Source organism: Pantoea cypripedii (assembly GCF_002095535.1).
Lineage (GTDB): Bacteria > Pseudomonadota > Gammaproteobacteria > Enterobacterales > Enterobacteriaceae > Pantoea > Pantoea cypripedii.
Map to the genome: position 1 here is coordinate 571,006 of NZ_MLJI01000003.1, position 24,015 is coordinate 595,020.

The following is a 24,015-nucleotide window of genomic DNA, read 5'->3' on the forward strand; positions in this document are numbered from 1 at the left end:
CTGCCCAGGTGCGCATGAATGCGCACCCTACAGGAGTAAGGTCGGCATTTATGCCGACCAGGCCAATAACCGCACGGAACCGTAGCGGAAATTAATGTTTCGGAGCGGGTCCGACGGATTCGCGCATGACCAGGCTGGCATTGAAACTTTTGCGCTGGCCGATTTCTCCGCCGTCCAGCATCGAAACCAACTGTGCAATGGTTTGCTGCACCATCTCCGTCACCGGGATTTTCATACTGGATAAGGACGGGATGGTATAAGGTGCCAGTGGAATATCATCAAAACCCACCACGGAAACCTGTTCAGGAATGGCGATGCTGGCCGCCTAGCTAGCTAGCGACAATCGCCGTAAAGCGGCATCCGCGCGTCAACAAAGTTTCTACCGCCGCCATGCCACTTTGCGCATTCCATTTTCCGGGGATAATCAGCGCATCCTGCACCGGTATCTGATGTTCAGCCAGCGCCGCTTTATAACCTGACAGGCGCTCCAGCCCGGTGGGAGAATCGAGTGATCCGGTGATAAAGGCGATATCACGATGCCCGAGCGCCACCAGCTGGTTTACCGCCTGCATCGCGTTGGCTTTCTGATCGGAATAAATACAGAAACTATGGTGCTGCCGCAGGCGACGATTGATCACCAGAATCGGCTGTTTATGTTGAGAAATGATCTCATCCATCTCATCAATGGAGAGAAAACGCGGGTAAATGATGATGCCATCACAACGCAAATCCAGCAGAAACTGAATCGCCGCCCGCTCCTCCGCCGCGCTGTGTTTACCATCGGCGAGGATTAACTGCCGATCCTGCTGTTCCAGCAAGCGGGCAGAATGGGACATCAGCTCGCTAAAGTAGCTGCCGCTGTACAGGGTATTGGTGATCACCAGGCCGATGGTCTGGGTCGATTTAACCGCCAGATTGCGCGCCAGCAGGTTGGGTCGAAAGTCAGTCTCAGCAATCGCCCGCAGCACCCGTTCGCGCTTTTCCTGGCTGACATAGCCATTTCCCGACAACACGCGCGACACCGTGGCTTTCGACACACCGGCTCTTTCAGCCACTTCCAGAATGGTTGCCATGGTTTTCTCATCTAATTCAAGACGTTTCGCAGTCTACCTAACATGCTCATTGATTGGGAAATTTTTCGCATGTCCGGCTTTGACACGCAACCGCCATTAAGTGATTCAGTTCACAATGTCATAAATCAAATTTTAAATTTCTTGCCAGGTTAAAAATACAATTTCATTATTTTGTGAAACCGGTTTCTCATGATGAGAAATTGAGCAAACGCTTTTCCCTGGTGTGCAACATCGTGTCACCTCTGTCCCTACAACAGATGCGCGACCGGCCAGCAAGTGACCTTTTGATAAGAGACGAAGAATCCATGTCGAAGAATTATGCCGAAGTCTCCCGCTCCATAGTCCAGGCGTTAGGTGGGCTGGAAAATATCGAAGCCGTGACGCATTGCATGACCCGCCTGCGCTTTGTGGTCAAAGACGGTAATCAAATCAACAACCCGGTATTGAAGGCCATTCCCGGTGTGATGGGGGTGGTGCATAACGATGCGCAATGCCAGGTGATCATCGGCAATAACGTCGGTCTGGCCTATCAGGAAGTGTTAAAGCTCGGTACGCCAGGAGCAACTGGTGACGCGACATCGGTGAAACGAAAAATCACCCTGAAAAGCATCGGCGCAGGCATCCTTGATGCGCTGGTGGGCACCATGTCACCCCTGATTCCTGCCATCATTGGCGGATCGATGGTGAAACTGCTCGCCATGGTCCTGAATATGTTCGGTGTGTTCGCCGAAGGGTCGTCAACGCTGGTGATCCTCAACGTGATTGGCGATGGGGCGTTCTTCTTCCTGCCGGTGATGGTCGCCGCCTCAGCCGCGCTGAAGTTCAAAACCAATATGTCGCTGGCGATTGCCATCGCCGGGGTGCTGATCCATCCCAATTTTATTGACCTGATGGCTAAAGCGGCACAGGGACAACACGTTGAATTTGCCTATATTCCGGTGACTGCCGTCAAATACACTTACACGGTCATTCCGGCGCTGGTGATGACGTGGATCCTGTCGCATATCGAACGCATCGTCGATCGCATCACCCCGGCGGTGACGAAAAACTTCCTTAAACCGATGCTGATTGTGTTGATTGCTGCACCGATCGCCATTGTGCTGATTGGCCCGCTGGGTATCTGGATCGGCAGCGGCATCTCCGCGCTGGTTTATACCATCCACGGTTATCTCGGCTGGCTGTCAGTGGCCATTATGGGTGCGCTCTGGCCGCTGCTGGTGATGACGGGCATGCACCGGGTATTTACCCCGACCATCATCCAGACCATCGCCGAGACCGGTAAAGAAGGCATGGTGATGCCTTCGGAAATTGGTGCCAACCTTTCCCTCGGCGGTTCCTCGCTGGCGGTCGCCTTCAAAACCAAAAACCCCGAACTGCGCCAGACGGCACTGGCCGCCGCCGCGTCAGCGATTGTCGCCGGTATCTCTGAACCGGCCCTGTATGGTGTGGCGGTACGCCTCAAGCGTCCGCTGATCGCCAGCCTGATCAGTGGTTTTATCTGCGGGGCGGTGGCCGGGATTGGTGGCCTTGCCAGCCATTCCATGGCCTCGCCCGGCTTGTTCACCAGCGTGCAGTTTTTTGATCCCAATAATCCGATGAGTATTGTCTGGGTCGGTGCCGTGATGGTGCTGTCCGTGGTGCTCTCGTTTATTTTGACCCTGATGCTGGGCTTTGAAGACATTCCGGTGGAAAAAACCGCCACTGCAACCCCGGCAACCGCTCCTGACATCGTTAAACCCGTAAACGCCAATTAATTGAGGCTATTCATGTCTGAACTGACATTTCCAGAAGGATTTTTATGGGGCGGCGCTTTGGCCGCCAATCAGTCTGAAGGGGGCTACCTGGAAGGCGGTAAGGGATTAACCACTGTTGATATGATCCCACATGGTCAGCACCGTATGCCGGTGAAACTGGGCCTTGAAAAGCGTTTTACCTTACGTGATGACGAATATTATCCCAGCCACAACGCCATCGATTTCTATCATCGCTACAAAGAAGATATCGCGCTGATGGCAGAAATGGGGTTTACCGTGTTTCGGACTTCCATCGCCTGGAGCCGCCTCTATCCGAATGGCGATGAGTTGCAGCCCAATCCTGAAGGCATCGCTTTTTACCGCGATGTTTTCAGCGAATGTAAAAAATACGGTATCGAACCGCTGGTGACCCTGTGCCATTTCGATGTCCCGATGCATCTGGTGACCGAGTACGGCTCATGGCGCAATCGTAAAATGATTGAGTTCTTTGCCCGCTACGCACGCACCTGTTTTGCAGCCTTTGATGGCCTGGTGAAGTACTGGCTGACATTTAATGAGATCAATATCCTGCTGCACAGCCCCTTTTCCGGTGCCGGGCTGGTGTTCGAAAGTGGTGAAAATCCCGAGCAGGTAAAATACCAGGCGGTACACCATGAACTGGTCGCCAGCGCCCTGGTGACGCGCATTGCCCACGAGGTCAACCCGGAAAACCAGGTCGGTTGCATGCTGGCGGGTGGCAACTTCTATCCGTGGTCGAGCAAGCCGGAAGATGTCTGGGCGGCGCTGGAAAAAGATCGTGAAAACCTGTTCTTTATCGATGTTCAGGCGCGTGGTGCCTACCCTTCCTATGCTGCGCGCGTGTTCCGCGAGAAAGGTGTGAAAATCGAGATGGAGGAAGGCGATAGCGAGATCCTGAAAAACACCGTGGATTTTGTTTCCTTCAGCTACTACGCCTCACGTTGTGCCTCTGCGGAGATGAATGAACAAAACAGCAGCGCGGCAAACGTGGTGAAATCGCTGACCAATCCGCATATTAAACGCAGCGACTGGGGATGGGGCATTGACCCGCTTGGCCTGCGCATCACCATGAATACCCTGTATGACCGCTACCAGAAGCCGCTGTTTCTGGTGGAAAACGGGCTGGGTGCGCGTGATGAAATCACCGCTGACGGCGAAATCAATGATGATTACCGTATCAGCTATCTCAAAGAACATATTTATGCGATGGCGCAGGCGATAGATGATGGTATCCCGGTCATCGGTTATACCACCTGGGGATGCATTGACCTGGTGGCCGCCTCGACGGGTGAAATGAGTAAACGCTATGGTTTTGTCTACGTTGATCGCGATGACCATGGGCAAGGCACCCTGAATCGCACGCGCAAGAAATCGTTCTGGTGGTATAAAAAAGTCATCGCCAGCAACGGGCGGGATCTGGATTAACCCCCCGCTTTTTTTGGCGATTTCAGCCTGAAATCCCTGCCCTGACGGCAGGGATTGTTTGTATTACCAGCGCGTTGCCTGCATATCAATGACGAAGCGATACTTCACGTCACCCTGCAACATACGTGTAAACGCCGCTTCAATCTGTTCCCCGGCAATCAGTTCGATATCCGCCGTGATGTTGTGCTCACCGCAGAAATCCAGCATCTCCTGGGTTTCTTTAATGCTGCCAATCGACGAGCCGCTGATACTCAGGCGGCGGAACACCATCGGCGTCACGTTGGGTGCCGGATGCGGCTGATCGGGAATGCCCACCAGCACCAGTTTGCCGTTGGTTTTCAGCGTGGCGAGATAAGGATCGAGGTCGTGCGGGGCGGCCACACAATCAACAATCATATCCAGCGAGGTCTGGCAGGCCGCCATCTGCGCCGCATCACGCGACACCACCACCTGCTTCGCCCCTAAGCGGCGTGCATCGGCACCCTTCTCCGGCGATGTGGTGAACAGCGTCACGTCCGCCCCCAGGGCCGTCGCCAGTTTCACTGCCATATGGCCTAAGCCACCCAAACCGACCACACCGACGCGGTCTCCCGCTTTGACATTGAAATGACGCAGCGGCGACCAGACCGTCACGCCAGCACATAGCAGCGGAGCAACTCCCGCCAGCGCCAGCTGCGGCGGCACTGCCACCACAAAATGCTGATCGACCACCACATGCTGCGCATAACCGCCCCAGGTGCGGTCGCCGGTATATTTATCGATGCCGTTATAGGTCGCAGTAAACCCGGCTTCGCAATATTGTTCTTCCTGCTGCTGGCAAAAATGGCACTCGCGGCAGGAATCGACCATCACGCCCACCCCGACCACATCGCCCACTTTAAAGCGGGTGACATCGCCACCGGTTGCCATCACGCGCCCGACAATCTCGTGCCCTGGCACCAGTGGATAGTGACTGACGCCCCATTCGTTACGCGCCATATGCAGATCTGAATGGCACACGCCGCAGTACAGAATCTCGATTTGGACATCCTGCGGCTGCACGCTTCGCAGCACGATTTGGCCGGATGACAAAGGTTGTGTGGCATGGGGTGCGACTAACGCGTTGATTTTCATTGCGCCTCCGAAAGCTTACTGGCAATGGCTGAGTGAAGGCGGCAGACTATAGTGAAGATGGTTCGATATTGATAGTAGTCACCATTTGGTGACCATAAAGCGAGAAACTGACTATGCCTGCCTGGGTTGATGGCAAACTGATGTTCTACGCGGATTCCCCGCCGCGTCGCCTGATGGATCTTTTTTCACTGAAATGGAGCAGCATGGTGCTGCATGCGTTATATCACTGGCCGGGACATCGCGCCCGTACCGGCGAGTTACAACGCAGTTTGCAGGGGATTTCGAAGAAGATGCTGTTTCAGACCTTAAAAGAACTGGAGCAGCGCGGTTTGATTGCCCGCCATGTCTATGAAGTGATCCCGCCAAAGGTGGATTATCGCCTGACGCCCCTCGGCATGACCTTTGCCGCGCCGATTGAGCAGATGTATCAATGGGGCCTGGAAAATCAGGCAGCGCTGGATGAGATGGCCGCCAATTATCAGGCCGCTATGGACGAGCCATCAGCCGCGTCATACACGCATGATCCTGCTCCCGATGTGGATTAAACACCACCAGGCTGAGTCCAGGTTTGCCCTCTACCGCGAAGGTGCTGTACTCCAGTTCCAGCACCCCTTCGTCCGGTAGCCACAGTTGCTTGATGCCTTCCCCGTGCTGGCTGACTTCATGCGATTGCCACAGACGGCGGAAGGTCTCGCTCATGGCACACAGCTCCTCCACCAGCGCCCGCACATGCTCGCTGGCACCGGTACGCGCCACGTCAGCGCGGAAATTCGCCACCAGCCCACGCGCAACGCTCTCCCATTCGGGTAAGCGTTTTTTCATCTGTTCATCGCGGAAGATCATCAACAGGATATTGCGCTGCGCAGGCGGCAACTGTGCGTAATCGACAAAGACCTTCGTCGCAGCCCGATTCCAGGCCACCACCTGCCATTCAGCGGTTTTCACCAGCGCCGGGGTCACGGGCATACTGTCGAGCACCCGTTGCAGTGAAGGTGAGACGCTGACGCCCGCCTGCCAGGTGACGCCGGGCAGGCGGTTCTGCGCCAGCAGAAACAGGTGGTCACGCTCTGCCGCACTCAGTTCCAGCGCTTGCGCCAGGCGTTCCAGTACCACTTCTGATGGCGCGCCACCCCTGCCCTGTTCCAGCCAGGTGTACCAGGTGGTACTGACACAGGCGCGGATCGCGACTTCTTCCCGGCGCAGGCCTGGCGTACGGCGACGCTGCATCGGGTAGCCCAGTCGGGCCGCATCCAGCCGCTGGCGGCGTTCACGCAGATAATTGCCCAGCAGATTGTCGTCTTGCATTGTCATGGTTTTATCCTGTTAGTCCCGATACCCGTATAAGCTCACGACTTTTCGCCGCGCCGCAGGCTTTTATCATAGTGCCTGTTACCAGCCAGTGAGGAGCACGATTATGCGAATTTTTGTGACCGGGGCGAGCGGCTTTGTCGGCTCCGCCATTGTGAAAAAACTCCACGCCCGTGGATATCAGGTGCTGGGTCTGGCGCGCAGCGACGCATCAGCAGAGAAGCTACAGCAACAAGGGGTGACGGTGATACGCGGCGACCTGGAGGATATCAGCAGCCTGCGTGCGGCAGTGCAGCAGAGTGATGGCGTGATCCATGCCGGTTATATCCATGATTTCAGTCGTATGGATCATGCTGCGGCCGTCGATCAACGCGCCATTCTGGCGATGGGGGAAGCACTGGCGGGCTCAAATCGCCCGCTGATTGTCACCTCCGGTACCGCACTGGTGGCGCCGGGGCGTATGGCAACCGAACAGGATCCACCGGCAGCGGGTGTGCATCCCCGTTCTGACTCCAACGTTGCCGCGCTGGCGCTGGCGGAAAAAGGCGTGCGCGTGGCGTTAGTCCGCCTGCCACCGACGGTGCATGGCGCAGGGGATCACGGTTTTGTCCCCATTCTCATCAACCTGGCGAGAGAAAAAGGCGCTGCGGTTTATATTGAGTCAGGCGAGAACCGCTGGCCTGCGGTGAATCGCTTTGATGCTGCTGAACTGTTTTGCCTGGCGGCGGAAAAGGCCGAAGCCGGTACGATTTTGCACGCGGTGCAGGAGGAAGGCATTGCCTTCCGGCAGATTGCCGAAACCATTGCCAGCGGGTTATCGCTGCCGGTGAAAAGCCTGACGATGGACGAAGCGCAGAGCTGGCTGGGCTGGATGGCACGTTTTGCCGCCATCGATAATCTGGCTTCCAGTGCGTGGACGCGCAAGACATTTAACTGGCAGCCAGATGGGCCGGGGTTGTTGCAGGATATGCGCGAGACGGATTATTTTCGTTAACGGTAATGGCGCGATCATTCGCGCCATTTCACATTAAAATCAGGCAAACGGAAATTCACGCGCCAGCAGGCGGGCAATGACATTCAACACGCCGTCGTCATTGTTACTTTCCGTTTTGTAACTTGCCACAGCACTGACTTGTGGGGCGGCGTTCGCCATCGCGAAGCTGTAACACGCCTGACGCAGCATTTCGAGGTCATTGGCGCTGTCACCAATCGCCAGCACTTCACAATCATCGATACCCCATTTCTCCTGCAACAAGGCGATGCCGTGTGCCTTATGGCATCCGGGGATAATCAGATCAACAAAACCGAAGCCGCTGGAGACCGGATGCATAATATTTTCAATCGCATTCAGTTCCGAGTGCAGGCGTTCCAGCAATGCATCCACCCCTTCGTGTGCCAGATTGAGGGAGAATTTAAAGATGGTGTCATCGATATTGTAGAGGTTGTCGCGCTTTTCCAGCCGATGATAATGATTAGCCAGCATCGCCATCACCTCATCCGGCATCGAGGTATGGACGTAGGCACCGTTACGACCACACACCACGGTGCTGATTTCCGGCTCTTTCGCCAGAATGTCGAGTACCTGACGCACCGATTCGGGAGCCAGTTCGCCACAGAAAATCTCTTCGTTGCTGTCTGATACCCAGGCACCGTTTTCCGCCACAAAGGCGATTTCATTTTTGATTTCGGGAAAATAGCGCAGCAGCTGGTAATACTGATTGCCACTGGCGACCACGAAGCGGATGCCTTTTTCTTTTAACAACGCGTACTGGCGCAGGAAACGCTGCTTGTTGTACTGCTTGTTGTCATCCAGAAAAGTGCCATCCATATCCACCGCAATCATTTTCACTGCCATATTACTCTCCCGTATCAGAGTGCCGTCGAATCCGTCCGGCGAAAAGGTTTTATAAAGCTTACTCGCGGTGTGGGTTCTTGAGAATGCGAATTCGCGCTTTCAGAGCTTTCCAGACCTCTTTTCGTGCATTTTTGCACCTTTTTCCTGTTCGCGGTTCTGAATATGGCGTGATCGATGTGATGAAACCGGTGGGACATCGTTAACATGCCCCACCCCGGCCTTAAACTATTGCCTTTTCCTCATTCAATCCAGCGAGTAGTTGCTCTGAAGTCGTAACCGCACCAAAGATACCCCCCTGCATATGAATCATACTTAATGCTGCTTCGTGATGTTTCAACTCAGTCGCCGCGCAGCAGTCCGACACGACAAGACACTCAAACCCACGGTCATTAGCCTCGCGCAGCGTGGTATGGACACAAACATCGGTGGTAATGCCGGTGATGATTAAATTCCGTATCGCGCGACTCCGCAGGATCAGCTCAAGGTCAGTGGCATAAAACGAGCCTTTTCCCGGTTTGTCGATGATCACCTCGCCAGGCAAAGGGGCCAATTCCGGGATAATTTCCCAGCCCGGTTCACCACGTACCAGAATGCGGCCACATGGGCCAGGTGTACCAATCTCCGCCTGCATCTGCCTGGAACGCCAGCGCTTATTGGCAGGCAGATCGCTGAGATCCGGGCGATGTCCCTCACGGGTATGAATAATGGGAAAACCCAGTGCGCGCATCTGCGCCAGCACGCGCTGTAATGGCGCAATTGGCGCGCGCGTCAGAGCGATATCGTAACCCATGCTATCGACATAACCGCCCTTGCCGCAAAAGTCGGTTTGCATGTCGATAATTAATAACGCGGTATCGGCAGCAGTGAAACGTCCATCGAATGGCCATGAATAGGGGGTGGAATCAATCGCATACTCAGGCATTTTCTTTCTCCATGCTCTGAACCGTCACTTTTCCCTGCATTTTCACAATCAGGGTGTAACTGATAGCCGCAGCCACCAGGCCAATCACCGCTTCACCAAACTGCGGGAATGCCAGATGCGCCAATACCGCACATAAACTGCCGATCGCCCAGGCCGCAAAAGCGCTACCACGCAAACGACGTGTGGGGCGTTTTTCACTCACTTTAGCCATGAAGATCAGATCAACAATCATCACCGCGCCAAACGGTGGCACCACGATGCCGAGCAGGCTGAGCCATTCGAGGAAATAAGACCAGACACCCGCCAGCGCCAGGACGCCGCCAATGGCACCCAGAATCAGGGTCCACAACCGCATTTTGCTGCTGAACAGGTGACTGAACCCCACCGCACCGTTGTACAGGCAATGGGTGCAGACAGAACCCAGGTTGATAAACACAAACAGGAAGGCGATGGTTGACAGCAAAGCGCCGTGCCCCATCAGCATCGGCAGGAAATTCCCCCCGTTGCTGGCCGGATCGACCGCAGCACCTACCGCAACAATCACCACGCCAAACAGATAGGAAATCACGTTAGCCAGCGGAAACGCGGAAAACGCGGCGATCACCGCAGAGCGTCCATTTTTAGACCAGCGAGTGAAATCAGCCGTCATGGTGCCGGAATCAGCAAAACCCGCCACCACCATTGTCACCGCTGTCCCCATGCTCATCGCGCCTGCGGCACTGGCGCTGCCGTGCCACTGCGTGATGGTACTGAAATCGTGATTTTCACCGATCAGCCATAATGCGACCAGGCCAAGCACGACAAATAAAGGGGCAGCGATCATTCCCAGCACCGAAAGCGCCCTGACGCCAAGGAAGGTCACGCCGGTATAGAGCACCATCGCCAAAGCCGTCACCGCCAGTGCATTCCAGCCGAACGTCTGGTTGATCACCGTTCCCGTCAGGCCAGTCTGAAACGCGTACCAGCCAATCACCACCGTAGACAGGAAACCGGACACCAGAATGTAACCTTTGGTGCCAAAGGTCCGCTTCGCCTGTAACGCGAAGTTCATACCGGTTTCCCCGGCAAACCAGCTCAGCGCACCGACATAAGCAAACAACACCAGATTACCCAGCAGAATAGCGATGAGCGCAGGCCAGAAGCCGAGATGCCAGGTAATGATGCCGCCAAACAATGCATTGGTTAGGATCATCGGAAAACCAAACCACACCGCAGAAACTGAACGGGTGGAATGGCGATGGCTCAGGGGAACAGGCTCGTGTTCAAATTCCTGCTCCAGCGCAGGGGAAGATTTATGTTTCATGGACGACTCCAGTGAAAGCAGGATAGAGATGATTCCAGGGTTGAATGCGCTCAAAGGCGGCGCTCGCCGCCAGCACCAGGCCATCGTCCAGGTGACGACCAACAATCTGCATACCAATAGGTAATCCGCTACGGGTTAACCCGGCGGGAACCGATGCCGCTGGCTGACCGGTAAAATTGAAGGGGAAACAGAAGGAGAGCCAGTGATCGCTACTGACCATACGGCCATCAATGACCTCCGGGCCTTGCATCCCCAGCGGGAATGGCGGCACGGCCAGGGTTGGCGTCAGCAGCAGATCGTAACGCTGCATAAAGCGCCACATCTGATTACTGAGTTTTTTCCGCGCCACAATCGCATCGGTGAATGTCTCCGCACGCCATGGCTGTTGCAGCATACCTGCGAGGTGGGGCGACATACGATCACCCAGCTGAACGGACATCTCACGCATGCCACTCAGGTCACTCTCCAGTGCGACCAGCGCCCGGAAAGCTGCTGCCTGATCGGCGATATCGGGATTGACCTCTTCCAGGTCCGCACCCAGTTCTCGGGCAAAGCGGCGCGCTGCGGCGGTGACCACACGGCGCACTTCGCTATCAACCGCCACATAACCAAAATCAGCGCTGAAAGCGATACGTAAACCGTTGAGCGGTTTTTCCGGCGCGCTTAGCCAGTCCACATCGTTGCAGGGGATGGAATGGCGATCGCGCATATCCGGCCCCGCCATGACCGACATCATCAATGCCGTATCCCGCACGGTACGCGTCATCGGACCAATATGTTCCAGTGATTCCCAACTGGATACCCCTGGGTAACGCTCGTCACGACAGCCAGGCCAAAGCGGAACCCGTCCCATCGATGCCTTGAATCCATAGACGCCGCAGTGTGCGGCTGGAATACGTACCGACCCCCCGCCATCGCTGCCGAGCGCAATCGGACAAAGCCGCGCTGCCAGCGCTGCACCTGAACCGGCGCTGGACCCGCCCGGTGTTTTACTCAGATCCCACGGATTACGGGGTGAAGGGAACAGCGGATTATGACCCACGCCGCTATAACCAAATTCCGGTGCAGTGGTTTTTCCCAGCAGCACCGCATCAGCCGCCAGCAGGCGTTCAACGGTGATGTCATCCTCATCCGGGATAAAATCCGCATAGGCAGCCGATCCTGACGTGGTTTTTACCCCGGCAGTACAAATCAAATCTTTCACTGCCAGCGGCACCCCGGCCAAGGCACCGAGCGTTTCCCCCTTCGCTCGTCTGGCATCAATCGCGCTAGCCTGGGCCAGCGCCCGCTCCGGCACCGGGGTGCAAAAAGCCTGAATCTGCGGTTCCCGCTGGGTGAGGCGATCAACAGCCGCTTGCGTCAGTTCACGCGCGGACACCTCACCGTTACGAATCAGCGCCGCCAGCATGGTGGCATCGCCATCCAGTAACTCATCAAACATGGCTTTCTCCAGGTTAATCATTGATACCTGGAGTCATTGCAGATCGCATGCCAGATCGCGCAGGTAAAGGCGGATAAAACAGAAAAGTCAGTCAGGATACGGGCCTGGATACAAGATCGAATTCTTATGGGCTTTTTTTGATAGCACAATTGCTAGCAATGCACCAAAACCGTTCGTCGGATGCGCTATGACTTGGCAAAACCCGGCATCGTCTGTAACGAGATGTTGAGGAACTCGACCAATGCTCTGACCCGCTGTGGGATAAACCGCGCATCAGGAAAAACGGCATACAAATAGCGATCCGGCAGGCGATAGTCTGGCAAGATGTGCACCAGCCTGCCGGAATCCAGTGCCGCCGCGCTGAGCGGCCGTTGCAGGCCCCCGATGCCAATACCCGCTTCTATGGCCTGCATCAACGCCTGGCTGGTGTTGGCCCTGAACACGGTATTCACCGCCAGCGAACATATTCCTGCGCTGCTGAGCAAGGTTAACGGCGCATCTTTGGCGATACCGCGGAAGCGCACATGCGGCAGTTGCGCCAGTTGCGTCACCTCGTTAACCGGCGTGGCCCTGATGAAGGCCGGTGCTGCCACCAGCACCGTTTCCACTCGCGCCAGGGAACGGGCCGCCATGGTTGTCGGCGGCTGTTCTGCCAGGCGTAGCGCCACATCAACCCCTTCACCAATCACATCCGATAAGCGATCGTCGAGCGCGATATCCAGCCTGATCCCCTGATGCTCCCGCTGGAAATTGAGTAAATAAGGCAGGAAAAGCTGCCCGATCCCACTGGGCAACTGCATATGCAGATTTCCCTGCAACTGCTGCTGCGCCGGGCGCAGCTGGGTTTCAATCTCATCCATGGCCTCCATCAACGGTAATATCTGCTGCAAATATTGCGTACCCGCCTCGGTCAGCGCCATGGATCGGGTGGTGCGTCGCAGCAACACCACCCCCAGCTCCGCTTCTAACGCGGCAATCTGCTGACTTATCGCCGATTGTTTAAGGCCTGCCTGCCGCGCCGCCGCTGAGAACGAACCGGCTTCCGCGACCCGGATAAAAGTGCTGATGGCATTAAGTTTGTTATTCATCTATTAAATTTCGTGATAAGTGCTATCGAATGGATGGGATATAACCACAAAAAATAATAGATGAGAATGCAACCACAACCTCATGCGGAGACGGTCAAATGCATCATTCATCACACAACAAGGTAGCCCTGGTGGCGGGGGCAAGCGGGATTGTCGGTAGCCAGCTGGTTAATAGCCTGCTGGCGCAGCAGTGGCAGGTGATTGGGCTGACGCGTCAGCCAGCGCGGCAACATCAACCGATTCCCTATGTCAGCGTTGATCTGCTGGATAGCGCCGGGAGCACGAAAGCGCTGGCACCGCTGACAAACGTCACCCACATTTTTTATAGCGCCTGGCTCGATGCAGCGGACTGGTCAGCGATGGTCGAACCAAATGTGCGGATGCTGCGCAACCTGGTACAAGGCGTTGAGGCGCATGCCCCGCTACAACACGTTAGCCTGATGCAGGGCTATAAGGTTTATGGTGCACATCTTGGTCGTTTTAAAACCCCGGCGCGCGAAACTGATCCTGGTGTACCAGGCGCGGAGTTCAATGCGGCACAGCTGGCATGGTTGTCGGCATTCCAGCAGGGAAAAAACTGGCACTGGAGTGCTCTGCGCCCAGGCGTAGTGGGTAGCGCGGTGCCGGGTAATATGATGAATCTGGCACTCAGCATCGCGGTTTACGCGTCATTATGTCAGGCAGCGGGTTTGCCGTTACGGTTTCCGGGGTCTGAACTGAGCTGGCAAAGTATGGTGGATCATACCGATGCCCGCTTACTGGCTTCGGCCAGCGTCTGGGCGGCCGAAGCCCCGGCGGCACACAACCAGGCGTTTAATGTTAACAACGGCGATCTCTGGCGCTGGAGTGAACTCTGGCCAGCCATTGCCCGCTGGTTTGAACTCGACTGTGCCCCGGCGGTCGCGTTGTCGTTCCAGCAGCTGTTCCGCGACTCGCGGGATAACTGGCAGGCGCTGGCACAACAGCACGCGTTGCAGCAGGAGGATATCCTGCAACTCAACGATGGCCGTTTTGCTGATTTCGTTTTTGGCTGGGATTACGACATGTTTGGCGACGGCAGCAAACTACGTCGTGCCGGTTTCAGCCAATATCGCGCCACTGATCAGATGTTTTTTGATCTGTTCAGCGCCTTTCGCCAGGCGAGGCTGATTCCTTAGCTTCGGATTCGTAGAAGAAATTACACAGCAGCTGCCAGAGATAGCTGGCAGCTGGGGTGAAGCGATGATCGGCACTGCGCAACAGGTGGCTCTGGCTTTCGCGGGCAATACGATGATCAAGAGGAATCGCCCTGAGTTCCTGCTGGCGTAACACCTGTGGAATGGCCTGCTCGGTCATAAACGCAATGCCCAACCCGGCCTGACACAGCGACAGCGCACTGGAAAACAGGTTGCAACAATAAGCGGGGGCCAGCACCTGCCCTTCGCTTTTGAAGATGGCGCTGAGATAACGTTGCAAGCCAAAGTTTTCACTCATGGTAATCAGTCGGTGCTGGGTCAGCTCGGCAATGCTGATTTTGCTATATCCGGCTATCGGATGGTCCGGGCGCACGATGGCGCAAATGGGTCCACGCCGAAAGCTGTGGGATTTCAGCCCCGGCGGCCCGGCGGTGCCAAAACCGACCGCCATATCCACTTCGCCGCGCATGATCAGATCCACGGTGCTTTGCATATCACCCGAGCTGATATCGACAAACACACCCGGCCAGGCCACGGAAAACTCCTTCAATACGTTGTTGACCACCTCTTCCACGATGCCCTGCCCCACCCGCAATGTCACCGAGCCACCACGCATATGCCGCATATCGCGCAACTGCCGTTCCAGCAGCTTGCGCCGTTGGCTGGTTTGCGCGTAATCATCTGCCAGTAGCTTACCGGCTTCCGTTAACACCACATTGCGGCCACGCCGTTCCAGCAAGGGTAATTGCAGGCTACGTTCCAGCAACGATAACTGACGACTGACGACCGAAGGGTTGATGCCCAGCGCATCGGCGGCGCGCCGTATCCCGCCATGCATCCCGACTTCATATAAATAACTTATCGCCTTCTCCGGATAAGTGGCCGTTGTCATAAGTTGTTCCTATCTGTTGCTATCAGGTCAACAATTCTAGCATTCCCACCTCATTTTTATACGCTGAGTTTTCTGCGCATACTGCCGTCTGGACTCAGGCAGGAAACGATAAATGAACAACATAAAAAATTACTTACAACAGCATGCTGATGACATTCTGGGTGATATCAAACGACTGGTGCAGGCGGAGTCACCGTCATTAGATAAAGCGGCGGTGGATCGCTGTGGCGAGGTGCTGCAAAGCATTTTCAAACAGCGCCTGGAAATTGAGGCACAGGTGGATCACCAGACAAAATATGGCAACCATTTGCGTTTTTCACTCGGGAACGAGGGGCCGCAAACCACCCTGATGGGTCATTTCGACACGGTCTGGGATCACGGTGATTTAGCCCTGCGCGAAGAGGATGGCAAACTGTATGGCCCCGGCGTGCTGGATATGAAAGCGGGCCTGGTGCAGGCCATCTGGGCGGTACGCGCCCTGCAACAGCTGGATTTGTTAAGCGGGCAGCGCATTGTGTTCCTGTGCAACAGTGATGAAGAGGTGGGTAGCCCCAGCTCCAGTGACTGGATTGGCCGCAACGCCGCAGGATCACAGCAGGTGCTGGTGGTGGAACCTGCGGTAGTAGGCAGCAACGACCTGAAAATTGCGCGTAAAGGCACCGGACGTTATGACGTGGTGATTACCGGCCAGGCAGCACATGCTGGCAATAATCCTGAAGAAGGGATCAGTGCGGTGCAGGAGATGGCGCATCAAATCCATTTCCTCCATGCCTTAAATGCACCGGAACGCGGGACCACGGTCAACGTGGGCATCGCCAATGGCGGCAGCCGGATCAACGTGGTGGCCGACCATGCTGAACTGGGCATTGATACCCGTGTCACCAGCGAAGATGAAGCCCAGCGCATCCATGATGCTATCACCCAACTGCAACCGGTGCTGCCGGGCATTGTGTTGTCCGTTACGGGTGAACAGGGCCGCCCGCCAATGCGTCAGACTCCGGCGTCACAGCAGATGCTGGAACGCGCCCAGCAGATCGCACAACAGCTCGGATTTGCCGTTGAGGGTAAATCCGTCGGCGGCGGCAGTGACGGCAACTTCACGGCGGCGCTGGGTCTGCCCACCCTTGATGGTCTCGGTGCCACCGGCGCGGGCATTCACGCACGCCATGAACACATCATCGTTGCCAATATTGTCCCGCGTGCCGCACTGGTGGCAGGCATGGTGCTGGGCAACCGTGCAGCAGGGGATGCGGTATGAGCCAGGTAAACCTCGCACAGACAGCAACAGCACCGGCCGCCCGCCCCGTCGGGCAAAGTCCGTATCTGCTGCTGTTTATTATGCTGGTGGTGGCCGCTGTTGCCACCTGGCTGATCCCGGCAGGCGCATTCGATTATGTCACCCGTGAGGGGATCAAGTTTGCGGTGAAAGGCAGTCTGCATGCGGTGCCGCAGTCTGGTGTCTATCCGCTGGAGATTTTTACCGCCATCGCTGAAGGCATGGTCAAAGCCGCGCCAATTATCTTTTTGATTCTGTTTACCGGCGGTGTGCTGGCGGTGGTGGAATCCACCGGGGCGATTAAAACCGCGCTCAACTCGCTGGCCCGCAGTACCAGCCTGAGTGATACCCGCATCATCCTGATCTTTGGTGTGATTTTCGCCATTCTCGGCACCACCGGCGCGGTGATCAATGCGGTCGTGGCTTTTGTGCCGATTGGCCTGCTGGTGGCGCGTTCGCTGGGGCTGTCGCCGATCCTCGGAGCATCGCTGGTGTACCTCTCCTGCGCTGCCGGGTTTAACGTCTCGGTATTAGGCCCGGCGACCACTGGCCTGACGCAACATCTGGCGCAACTGCCGATCTTTTCCGGCATGCTGCTGCGTGGGATAACCTTCCTGTTGTTTGCGCTGAGCGCCATTGCTTACCTGATCTGGTCGGTACGTAAAGCGCGTCGCGAAGGTCATCTGCGCCCGCAACAGGCTGAGGAACAGGATGCAACGCTGGTCGTCACCGGTCGCCATAAGCTGATTCTGATCACCTGTGCGCTGGCACTGATTATTTTCATCAGCGGTGCCGTGCGGTTGCACTGGGGCACCAATGAAATGTCCGCCATGTTTATCCTGCTGGCGATTGTGGTGGGGCTGATTGGCCGCATGTCCGGGACGGATATCGCCAATACTTTCCTTTCCGGCTGCTCTGGCCTGGTGAAAGGTGGTTTTATTGTCGGCCTGGCGGGCGCAGTGTCGCTGGTGCTGCAACAGGGCCATGTGCTCGATCCTATTGTTGGCTTCCTCACCGACCTGCTGGCACCGGTGCCGCAAAAGCTCGCGGCGATTGGCATGTTTATCAGCGCAGCGTTGATTCACTTTGGCATCTCATCAGGCTCTGGCGAATCGGCGGTGCTGATCCCAATCTTTTCTCCGCTGGGGGATAACCTCGGCCTGACACGTCAGGTCACGGTGCAAACCGTATTGCTGGGTGAAGGCATTGTTAACTGCATCAGCCCCACCTCCGGCGTACTGATGGCGGTGCTGGCGACCGCCGGTATTCCTTTCGGTAAATGGCTGCGTTTTATCGCGCCGCTGATCGCCGTGTGGTTCAGTATCTGCGTGGTGATGCTGTTGATCGGTGTGTCGATTAAGTGGGGGCCTTTTTAAGCCATTGAAATAACAACATCTCTGTAGCGGCGTGATTTATCACGCCTGTTCTGGCAATACATGCACCGTTCCTAAAGGCGCGCGATAAATCGCGCCGCTACACCATCTGAAAAATTTCCCCTGGTGATCTGTGAGCAAGCACAACATTTTGATGTTGTGCTTTTGTTATTTACGTTTAATATTACGAATGAAAGTTAATTTAGATTCATTCGAAACACACCGAACCGACCAGGAGTTGCTATGAACACCTCTTTTACCTCAGTGACCCTACCTGACGATCACAAAGCAAAAATCCGGCTGATGAAACAGCAGCTGAGAGCGCAAATCGGCGACGTTGAAGGCTTATTCCTTCAGGTGAAAGCCAAAATCACCCAGGCCATTGCCGAAGCAAAGGAAGATGAAGCACAGCGGGGAACAGCCTGGCCGGTGGTGAGCTGGCGTGATATCGCGGGAAAAAACATCTCTCAGGAGCAAATCGACTTTATTAAGCGTCGCGGCTGCGTGGTGGTGAAACAAAACTTCGCCCGTGACGAAGCCCTGGCCTGGGATAAGGCGATGCTGGATTACCTCGAACTGAATGATTTTGACAACCTCTATCGTGGCCCCGGCGATACCTTCTTCGGCAGTCTGGAAGCCTCGCGACCGGAAATTTATCCCATCTACTGGTCCAAATCGCAGATGGAAGCACGCCAGAGCGAAGGGATCTCCCTGACGCAATCCTTCCTGAACCGGCTATGGAAATTTAATAGCGGCGGTGTGACCTGGTTCGATCCTGACGTCAGCATTATCTATCCCGACCGCATCCGTCGCCGCCTGCCGGGCACCACCTCGAAAGGGCTGGGCGCGCATACTGATTCCGGCGCACTGGAACGCTGGTTGCTACCCGCTTATCAGCAGGTATTTCGCAACATCTTCAATAACCAGTTTGCTGACTACGATCCCTGGGATGCGGCGCACCGTACCGAAGTGGATGAATATGATGTCGCTAATACCACCAAATGCTCGGCTTTCCGCACATTCCAGGGCTGGACCGCGCTTTCAGATATGGAAACGGGTCAGGGCTTGCTGCATGTGGTGCCGGTGCCTGAAGCCATGGCATATGTACTGCTACGTCCGCTGCTCAGCGATGTGCCAGAAGATGAACTCTGTGGTGTGGCACCCGGTAAAGTGCTGCCGATTTCGCAGCAATGGCACCCGGACCTGATCGCGGGTTTATCTTCCATTCCGCCGTTGCAGGCAGGTGACTCGGTGTGGTGGCATTGCGATGTGATCCATTCCGTCGCTCCCGTTGAATCACAACAGGGCTGGGGCAATGTAATGTATATTCCCGCCGCCCCCTTGTGCGACAAAAATCTGCGTTACGCGGAAAAAGTCGCCAATGCGCTGGATTTCGGCATCTCTCCCCCCGACTTCCCGCGTGAAGATTATGAGCGTGACTGGCAGGAGCGCTTCACCACTGCGGATCTGAATGCGATTGGCAAACGCAGCCTGGGGCTGGCCTGATGAAATCTGCCCGGTGGTCCATCGTTCGCCACCGGGCGCACCGCTTTCTGCTAGACTGGCGAGGTTTACCCTAACCGTGCCCCCTAAAAACTCTATGAATACCCGACACGAACAGATTATCCAGTTGGTGAACGAGCGCGGCAGCGTGAGCGTGAGCGAGCTTTCGCAGTTGACCGGCGTTTCTGAAGTGACCATCCGCCAGGACCTCAACGCACTGGAACGCGAAAATTTCCTGCGTCGCGTGCACGGCTCGGCGGTGGCCCCCGACAGTGATGATGTCGGTTCGCGCATGCGTACCCGCTATAAAATCAAACAGGCGATTGCCGAACACGCTGCGTCACTGGTTAATGATGGCGAAGCCATTTTCATTGAAGGCGGCAGCACTAACGCGTTGCTGGCACGTTGCCTTGCCAGCCGCAAAGATTTGACCATCATCACCGTGAGCCACTACATCGCCCAGTTACTGCGGGATTCGCAGTGCGAAGTGATTATCCTCGGCGGTCAGTACCAGAAAAGCAGTGAATCGATGGTGGGATCGCTTACCCGCTTCTGCCTGCAACATATCAATTTCCATAAAGCCTTTCTCGGCGTCGATGGCTGGCACCCGGATACCGGTTTTACCGGCCGGGATATGATGCGATGCGATGTGATCAATGCGGTGATGGCCAAACAGACTTACACCATCGCCGTGACCGACTCCTCCAAATTTGGCGTGATCCATCCCTACCCCAGCGCGCCGGAACACCCGTTTGATGCGGTGATTACCGATGACGGCATTCCCGCCACCGCACGCGAGCAACTGACGGAAACCGGGGTGCGGTTAGAACTGGTCGCTCAGCCAAAGTAACGTTATAACGCACAAATTGATCGTTGCCGGTTACGCTGATAAGCGCATGATGTCTTCCTTTGGCATGAAACCAGGATAAACCCATGAGCAAATTGTTTAGCCCAATCAAACTGGGTGCGCTTCAGTTAGATAACCGCATCGTGATTGCCCCGATGTGCCAGTATTCGGCACAACAGGGATGCGCCACGGCATGGCACCGTATCCATTTAGGCCAGCTGGCATTCTCCGGCGCAGGGTTGTTGATCATCGAAGCTACGGCGGTAGAACCGGAAGGCCGTATTTCGCCCCAGGATCTCGGCCTGTGGGATGATACGACGGAGCAGGCCCTGCAAACCGTGGTCAACGATATTCGCCAGTATGCTGATATCCGTCTCGGCATTCAGCTGGGCCATGCCGGACGCAAAGCGTCTACCTTCGCCCCATGGCAAGGCGGCACACAGATTCCGCTGGAGCAGCAAGGCTGGCAGACCGTCGCGCCTTCCGCTATCCCGATGCATGAAGGTGAGCGCCCACCCACCGCGCTGACCCATGCAGACCTCGAACGTATCAAACTGGCTTTTGTTGCCAGCGCACAACGCGCGGTGCGTATTGGTTTTGAATTGATCGAACTGCATGGCGCTCATGGCTATCTGTTGCATCAGTTCCTGTCGCCGCTTGCCAACCAGCGTGAAGATGAGTACGGCGGCAGCCTGGAAAACCGTATGCGTTTCCCGCTTGAAGTGTTAGCAGCGGTACGCGCCGCAGTGCCGGAGCATGTCGCGGTGGGTGTGCGAATTTCCGCGACTGACTGGGTAGAGGGTGGCTGGGATGTGCCGCAGTCTGCTGAGTTCTGCCAGAAAATCGAAGCGCTGGGATCGGCCTATGTTCATGTCTCCAGTGGCGGCCTTTCTGCCCAGCAGAAAATCACCGTATCAGCCGGTTATCAGGTGCCCTTCGCCCGTGAGCTGCGCAAAATCACCCGCATGCCGGTCATCGCAGTGGGGCTGATTACCGAAGCCCGCATGGCCGAAGATCTGTTGCAGGAAGGCGATGCCGATTTGGTGGCGCTGGCACGAGGTATCCTCTACGACCCACGCTGGCCCTGGCATGCCGCAGCCGAACTGGGTGCCAGTGTGCATGTACCGCCACAGTATCTGCGATCTGAACCGCACGGGGTGAAGGGAAGTATTAAGGCCCGATGACGTAGCTGTCCCCATTCGTAGCGGCGCGATTTATCGCGCGGTTTTTTAAAAGACGCGCGATAAATCGCGCCGCTACAAGGGGTTACCCGCCCAAAACACGCTTCAGCACGCTATAAATCCGTTCGTCATTTGACTGCGACACATTAAAACGCAAAAACCGATCGCCAGTGCCGGACTGGCTGAAAGTGTTGCCGGGGGCCAATACCACCCCCTGAGACAAACAGGCGCGCGAGACGTCTGCGGCATTCATCCCTTCCGGCAGTTCACACCAGAGAAACAACCCGCTTTGCGGCACCAGCCACGGTCGAATGCCGAGCTGCCCGAGCCGTGAGATCACCTCCACCCGGTTATCCGCCAGACGCTGCTTAATTGTCTCGATATGCCGCCGATAGCCACTGTCCTTCAAAATATTCAACAACACATCGGCCGCCAGCTGGCCGCTGCTAAAGCCGGTGGCGATTTTAAGATCGGTAAGTTTATCCACCCACGCGGGTTTAGCGGCAATAAAGCCACAACGTACCGAGGCGGAGACCGTCTTAGAGAAGCTGCCGATCAGCATGACCCGCGACAGGCCATCGAGCGCGGCCAAACGCGGTGCCGTGCTGCTTTCCAGATCGGCAAAAATATCATCCTCGACAATCACCAGATCCGAATCTTCGGCAATTTTCAGCAGCCGATGTGCCGTTGTCGGAGAAAGCGTGGCACCGGTCGGGTTGTGGATGCCGGAGTTGGTGATATACAGGCGCGGAGCGTGCAGCGTCAGTGCCTGCTGGAACGCATCAAGATCCGGCCCCTGTGCCGTCCAGGGTACGCCAATTACGTTAACCCGCTGCGCCCTGAGCAGCGCATGGAAATTGAAGTAACAGGGATCATCCACCAGTACGCTATCCCCCGGCTCCAGCAGAAAGCGACAGATCAGATCGATGGCATGGGTGCCGGAATCCGTCAGCACCAGTTGCTCAGGCTTCACCGACAAGCCATAGCCCGCCAGCCGTCGGGTCAGCAGTTGACGCAGCTCCGGGTTGCCTGCGGGCACGGCGTAATCGGTAAGCAACACGCTTTCACTGCGCGCGGCCTTACGTAACGCGCGGCGAATTCCCTCTTCATACATCCAACTCGCTGGCAGCCAGCCACAGCCGGGTTTCAGCATGTCCGGCGCAGCGTCGAGTGCCTGCCGGGTAATCCACAGCGGATCGATGTCGCGCTCCACCTGCGGTCCGAGCTGCGCAAGATCCAGCGGCGCAATCGGCCCGGAAACAAAGAAGCCCGCCCCCGGACGCGAGACGATGATATTTTCCGCTTCCAGCCGATCATATGCCTCCACCACGGTGGAAACGGACACGCCTGCCGACTGCGCTCTGGCACGCACCGAAGGCAAGCGACTGCCCGGCGTCAGCGCCCTGGACGCGATTTGCTGACGAATATCATCCATCAATTGCTCGATACGGGTTTTCATGTCGTTCCCTGCTGTACCGCCCTGGAGACCAGTACAGTTATTTAAAAGTGTACTGGATTGTATCTGGCCTGAGTGCCGTTGTCAGTGGTTTACTGCGCAACATTCAGGAAGGAGACGATGATGAAAATTGTATTAAATGGCTGGGTCAGTGGGTTTATTGGTGTGATGATTTTTGCCGGTTCGCTGCCCGCCACCCGCGCTGCCATCGCCGGTTTTAACCCGCTGTTTCTTACCTGCGCGCGTGCCACCATTGCCGCCTTGCTGGGGAGTTTATTATTGCTGGCGTTGCGCCAGAGACGCCCTGCCCGTAGCGATATTCCGGCGCTGACGATCACCGCGCTGGGCGTGGTTGTGGGTTTTCCACTGCTCACCGGCCTGGCTGTGCAGCATATTTCATCCGCACGTTCGATTGTGTTCCTTGGCTTGCTGCCGATGTCCACGGCGATCTTTGCCGTGCTGCGTGGCGGCGAACGCCCTCGCCCGCTGTTCTGGCTGTTTTCACTGACCGGCGGAGCCATCATCGCCGGTTATGCCCTGAGCGGCACAGCGGGAATGATGATGAGAGGTGATAGCCTGATGATCGGGGCCATTATCTTATGCGGGCTGGGCTATGCCGAAGGGGCAAAACTCTCCAGGCGTCTCGGTGGCTGGCAGGTCATTAGCTGGGCGCTGATTCTTTCCGTTCCGATTATGTTACCGATCGCCGTTTTCACTCGCCCGGTAACCTTTGCCAACATTGCGATGTCTGCCTGGCTGGGGTTCGCCTACGTTTCCATCTTCAGCATGTTGATCGGCTTTATCTTCTGGTATCACGGGTTGGCAAAGGGCGGCATTGCAGCGGTAGGACAATTGCAGTTGATACAACCGTTTATGGGATTTGCGCTGGCGGCCTTGCTACTGCACGAATCCGTCAGCTGGGCCATGCTGATGGTGGCATCCGCCACCCTTGTTTGCGTGTTTGGTGCTAAACGCTTTGCGGGTTGAGACAAGGTGCGCTTGAAAGCGCACC

20 protein-coding genes and 1 pseudogene are annotated in these 24,015 nt (G+C 56.2%); 11 read left to right on the plus strand and 10 right to left on the minus strand.

Going from position 1 to position 24,015, the window contains the following annotated elements:
* Positions 1 to 91: 91 nt before the first annotated feature.
* Positions 92 to 1,073 (minus strand): annotated as a pseudogene (locus HA50_RS30605) (LacI family DNA-binding transcriptional regulator).
* 305 nt (positions 1,074 to 1,378) lie between these two features.
* On the opposite strand from HA50_RS30605, the gene ascF reads away from it, so the two are divergent.
* A complete protein-coding gene (ascF, locus tag HA50_RS30610) occupies positions 1,379 to 2,827 on the plus strand; it encodes a PTS cellobiose/arbutin/salicin transporter subunit IIBC (protein ID WP_084881141.1) in 1,449 nt (482 codons plus the stop codon).
* A 12-nt stretch (positions 2,828 to 2,839) separates the two neighbouring features.
* Positions 2,840 to 4,270: a 6-phospho-beta-glucosidase gene (locus HA50_RS30615; RefSeq protein ID WP_084881142.1), complete on the plus strand. Its 1,431-nt coding sequence runs from the start codon at positions 2,840 to 2,842 to the stop codon at positions 4,268 to 4,270.
* A gap of 63 nt (positions 4,271 to 4,333) precedes the next feature.
* Here HA50_RS30615 and HA50_RS30620 read toward each other — a convergent pair whose 3' ends face one another.
* A complete protein-coding gene (locus HA50_RS30620) occupies positions 4,334 to 5,383 on the minus strand; it encodes an NAD(P)-dependent alcohol dehydrogenase (protein WP_084881143.1) in 1,050 nt (349 codons plus the stop codon).
* 113 nt (positions 5,384 to 5,496) lie between these two features.
* On the opposite strand from HA50_RS30620, the gene HA50_RS30625 reads away from it, so the two are divergent.
* Positions 5,497 to 5,928, plus strand: coding sequence for a winged helix-turn-helix transcriptional regulator (locus HA50_RS30625; RefSeq protein WP_084881144.1), 432 nt, complete (start codon positions 5,497 to 5,499; stop codon positions 5,926 to 5,928).
* Here HA50_RS30625 and HA50_RS30630 read toward each other — a convergent pair.
* Entirely contained in the window at positions 5,870 to 6,694 is an 825-nt protein-coding gene (locus HA50_RS30630; RefSeq protein WP_084881145.1) for a helix-turn-helix transcriptional regulator, read from the minus strand. The two genes, HA50_RS30625 and HA50_RS30630, sit on opposite strands and share 59 nt — an antisense overlap.
* A 103-nt stretch (positions 6,695 to 6,797) precedes the next feature.
* Between HA50_RS30630 and HA50_RS30635 the strand changes: the two genes are divergently transcribed.
* Positions 6,798 to 7,685 carry an SDR family oxidoreductase gene (locus HA50_RS30635; protein WP_084881146.1) on the plus strand — a complete coding sequence of 296 codons (888 nt, stop codon included), beginning with the start codon at positions 6,798 to 6,800 and terminating at the stop codon, positions 7,683 to 7,685.
* A 39-nt stretch (positions 7,686 to 7,724) separates the two neighbouring features.
* Here HA50_RS30635 and HA50_RS30640 read toward each other — a convergent pair whose 3' ends face one another.
* The 5 genes from HA50_RS30640 to HA50_RS30660 all read right to left on the minus strand — a co-directional run bounded on the left by HA50_RS30640 (position 7,725) and on the right by HA50_RS30660 (position 13,300).
* Positions 7,725 to 8,546 carry a Cof-type HAD-IIB family hydrolase gene (locus HA50_RS30640; RefSeq protein ID WP_084881147.1) on the minus strand — a complete coding sequence of 274 codons (822 nt, stop codon included), beginning with the start codon at positions 8,544 to 8,546 and terminating at the stop codon, positions 7,725 to 7,727.
* 220 nt (positions 8,547 to 8,766) lie between these two features.
* On the minus strand, positions 8,767 to 9,468 hold the full coding sequence (biuH, locus tag HA50_RS30645; RefSeq protein ID WP_084881148.1) for a biuret amidohydrolase: 702 nt from the start codon (positions 9,466 to 9,468) through the stop codon (positions 8,767 to 8,769).
* Complete coding sequence (locus tag HA50_RS30650) at positions 9,461 to 10,771, minus strand: purine-cytosine permease family protein (RefSeq protein WP_084881149.1); 1,311 nt, start codon at positions 10,769 to 10,771, stop codon at positions 9,461 to 9,463. The genes biuH and HA50_RS30650 overlap by 8 nt, the downstream gene beginning before the upstream one ends.
* Positions 10,761 to 12,212, minus strand: a complete 1,452-nt coding sequence (locus tag HA50_RS30655) for an amidase (protein ID WP_084881221.1) — start codon at positions 12,210 to 12,212, stop codon at positions 10,761 to 10,763. The genes HA50_RS30650 and HA50_RS30655 overlap by 11 nt, the downstream gene beginning before the upstream one ends.
* Before the next feature lie 185 nt (positions 12,213 to 12,397).
* Positions 12,398 to 13,300, minus strand: coding sequence for a LysR family transcriptional regulator (locus HA50_RS30660; RefSeq protein WP_084881150.1), 903 nt, complete (start codon positions 13,298 to 13,300; stop codon positions 12,398 to 12,400).
* Between the two features lie 98 nt (positions 13,301 to 13,398).
* On the opposite strand from HA50_RS30660, the gene HA50_RS30665 reads away from it, so the two are divergent.
* Positions 13,399 to 14,457, plus strand: coding sequence for an SDR family oxidoreductase (locus HA50_RS30665; RefSeq protein ID WP_084881151.1), 1,059 nt, complete (start codon positions 13,399 to 13,401; stop codon positions 14,455 to 14,457).
* On the opposite strand, the gene HA50_RS30670 is transcribed toward HA50_RS30665, so the two are convergent.
* On the minus strand, positions 14,423 to 15,367 hold the full coding sequence (locus HA50_RS30670; RefSeq protein ID WP_084881152.1) for a LysR family transcriptional regulator: 945 nt from the start codon (positions 15,365 to 15,367) through the stop codon (positions 14,423 to 14,425). The two genes, HA50_RS30665 and HA50_RS30670, sit on opposite strands and share 35 nt — an antisense overlap.
* Positions 15,368 to 15,479: 112 nt before the next feature.
* On the opposite strand from HA50_RS30670, the gene HA50_RS30675 reads away from it, so the two are divergent.
* The 5 genes from HA50_RS30675 (at position 15,480) to HA50_RS30695 (ending at position 21,550) form a co-directional block, all read left to right on the plus strand.
* Positions 15,480 to 16,625, plus strand: coding sequence for a M20 family metallopeptidase (locus HA50_RS30675; RefSeq protein WP_084881153.1), 1,146 nt, complete (start codon positions 15,480 to 15,482; stop codon positions 16,623 to 16,625).
* Positions 16,622 to 18,019 carry a YfcC family protein gene (locus HA50_RS30680; protein ID WP_084881154.1) on the plus strand — a complete coding sequence of 466 codons (1,398 nt, stop codon included), beginning with the start codon at positions 16,622 to 16,624 and terminating at the stop codon, positions 18,017 to 18,019. The genes HA50_RS30675 and HA50_RS30680 overlap by 4 nt, the downstream gene beginning before the upstream one ends.
* Before the next feature lie 240 nt (positions 18,020 to 18,259).
* Positions 18,260 to 19,522 carry a DUF1479 domain-containing protein gene (locus HA50_RS30685; RefSeq protein ID WP_084881155.1) on the plus strand — a complete coding sequence of 421 codons (1,263 nt, stop codon included), beginning with the start codon at positions 18,260 to 18,262 and terminating at the stop codon, positions 19,520 to 19,522.
* Between the two features lie 94 nt (positions 19,523 to 19,616).
* Positions 19,617 to 20,369 (plus strand): DeoR/GlpR family DNA-binding transcription regulator, encoded by a 753-nt coding sequence (locus tag HA50_RS30690; RefSeq protein ID WP_084881156.1) that lies wholly within the window; start codon positions 19,617 to 19,619, stop codon positions 20,367 to 20,369.
* An 83-nt stretch (positions 20,370 to 20,452) separates the two neighbouring features.
* Positions 20,453 to 21,550, plus strand: coding sequence for an NADH:flavin oxidoreductase/NADH oxidase (locus HA50_RS30695; RefSeq protein ID WP_084881157.1), 1,098 nt, complete (start codon positions 20,453 to 20,455; stop codon positions 21,548 to 21,550).
* Between the two features lie 82 nt (positions 21,551 to 21,632).
* On the opposite strand, the gene HA50_RS30700 is transcribed toward HA50_RS30695, so the two are convergent.
* Complete coding sequence (locus HA50_RS30700; protein WP_084881158.1) at positions 21,633 to 23,006, minus strand: aminotransferase-like domain-containing protein; 1,374 nt, start codon at positions 23,004 to 23,006, stop codon at positions 21,633 to 21,635.
* Positions 23,007 to 23,126: 120 nt separating this feature from the next.
* Here HA50_RS30700 and HA50_RS30705 point away from each other — a divergent pair, with 120 nt between their 5' ends.
* Positions 23,127 to 23,990, plus strand: coding sequence for a DMT family transporter (locus tag HA50_RS30705; RefSeq protein ID WP_084881222.1), 864 nt, complete (start codon positions 23,127 to 23,129; stop codon positions 23,988 to 23,990).
* The last annotated feature ends 25 nt before the right edge of the window (positions 23,991 to 24,015 follow it).

Coding starts and splice junctions, on each gene's coding strand:
- ascF (WP_084881141.1), top strand. CDS start 1,379: ATGTCGAAGAATTATGCCGAAGTCTCCCGCTCCATAGTCCAGGCGTTA.
- HA50_RS30615 (WP_084881142.1), top strand. CDS start 2,840: ATGTCTGAACTGACATTTCCAGAAGGATTTTTATGGGGCGGCGCTTTG.
- HA50_RS30620 (WP_084881143.1), bottom strand. CDS start 5,383: ATGAAAATCAACGCGTTAGTCGCACCCCATGCCACACAACCTTTGTCA.
- HA50_RS30625 (WP_084881144.1), top strand. CDS start 5,497: ATGCCTGCCTGGGTTGATGGCAAACTGATGTTCTACGCGGATTCCCCG.
- HA50_RS30630 (WP_084881145.1), bottom strand. CDS start 6,694: ATGACAATGCAAGACGACAATCTGCTGGGCAATTATCTGCGTGAACGC.
- HA50_RS30635 (WP_084881146.1), top strand. CDS start 6,798: ATGCGAATTTTTGTGACCGGGGCGAGCGGCTTTGTCGGCTCCGCCATT.
- HA50_RS30640 (WP_084881147.1), bottom strand. CDS start 8,546: ATGGCAGTGAAAATGATTGCGGTGGATATGGATGGCACTTTTCTGGAT.
- biuH (WP_084881148.1), bottom strand. CDS start 9,468: ATGCCTGAGTATGCGATTGATTCCACCCCCTATTCATGGCCATTCGAT.
- HA50_RS30650 (WP_084881149.1), bottom strand. CDS start 10,771: ATGAAACATAAATCTTCCCCTGCGCTGGAGCAGGAATTTGAACACGAG.
- HA50_RS30655 (WP_084881221.1), bottom strand. CDS start 12,212: ATGTTTGATGAGTTACTGGATGGCGATGCCACCATGCTGGCGGCGCTG.
- HA50_RS30660 (WP_084881150.1), bottom strand. CDS start 13,300: ATGAATAACAAACTTAATGCCATCAGCACTTTTATCCGGGTCGCGGAA.
- HA50_RS30665 (WP_084881151.1), top strand. CDS start 13,399: ATGCATCATTCATCACACAACAAGGTAGCCCTGGTGGCGGGGGCAAGC.
- HA50_RS30670 (WP_084881152.1), bottom strand. CDS start 15,367: ATGACAACGGCCACTTATCCGGAGAAGGCGATAAGTTATTTATATGAA.
- HA50_RS30675 (WP_084881153.1), top strand. CDS start 15,480: ATGAACAACATAAAAAATTACTTACAACAGCATGCTGATGACATTCTG.
- HA50_RS30680 (WP_084881154.1), top strand. CDS start 16,622: ATGAGCCAGGTAAACCTCGCACAGACAGCAACAGCACCGGCCGCCCGC.
- HA50_RS30685 (WP_084881155.1), top strand. CDS start 18,260: ATGAACACCTCTTTTACCTCAGTGACCCTACCTGACGATCACAAAGCA.
- HA50_RS30690 (WP_084881156.1), top strand. CDS start 19,617: ATGAATACCCGACACGAACAGATTATCCAGTTGGTGAACGAGCGCGGC.
- HA50_RS30695 (WP_084881157.1), top strand. CDS start 20,453: ATGAGCAAATTGTTTAGCCCAATCAAACTGGGTGCGCTTCAGTTAGAT.
- HA50_RS30700 (WP_084881158.1), bottom strand. CDS start 23,006: ATGAAAACCCGTATCGAGCAATTGATGGATGATATTCGTCAGCAAATC.
- HA50_RS30705 (WP_084881222.1), top strand. CDS start 23,127: ATGAAAATTGTATTAAATGGCTGGGTCAGTGGGTTTATTGGTGTGATG.